At 75.1% G+C, this 619-nt stretch carries 1 protein-coding gene; it reads left to right on the forward strand.

Translation table 11 applies throughout. From position 1 onward, the window contains the following. Window positions 1-30 precede the first annotated feature (30 nt). Window positions 31-588, forward strand: coding sequence for a DUF4328 domain-containing protein (locus ACFV4F_RS42475; RefSeq protein WP_380511219.1), 558 nt, complete (start codon window positions 31-33; stop codon window positions 586-588). The last annotated feature ends 31 nt before the right edge of the window (window positions 589-619 follow it).

Consider the following 619-nt stretch of genomic DNA (forward strand, 5'->3'; position numbering starts at 1 on the left):
TCCGGCTTAGGGATAAAGGCGGCCATTTTCCTGGCGCAGGCCCCCCGGGGGGGCAGGGTTTGGACTATGGGCCCCTGGATCACGCCGATCGTCCAGTTCTGGTTCCCGCAGCAGCTCATGGCCGACAGCTGGGACGCGAGTGCGCCGGTGGACCGGGACGGCCGGCGCCGGCCGGTCGGGCACGGGCTGGTCTCGGCCTGGTGGACGGCGTGGCTCGTCTCGCTGCTCCTCTCCCGCATCGCCGACGATCTGGCCGGCCGCTCCTTCGGCACGGTCGACCCGCAGGCCCTGCTCGTGGTCGACTCCGCCGCCGGGACGGTCCGCGCCGCGGCGGCCGTGCTGGCGATCCTCGTGGTGCGGCGGCTGACGGCGATGCAGGAGGAGCGGCGGGCGATGGTGAGTCCGTACGCGGCCGCGGCGGACGCCTCGGAGTTCGCGTTCGGGATCGGGCCGGTCGAGGAGGTCGTGACTCCCGTGGACGACGCGAGGCCGGCGGACGGCGCAAGGCCGACCGACGACGCGAGGCCGACGGGCGACGCAAGGCCGACGGGCGACGCGAGGCCGACGGACGCCGTCGGCGGGCACTGAGCCCGGAGACGGCGGCGGCCCGGCAGGGGAT

Source organism: Kitasatospora sp. NPDC059722 (assembly GCF_042733235.1).
Lineage (GTDB): Bacteria > Actinomycetota > Actinomycetes > Streptomycetales > Streptomycetaceae > Kitasatospora.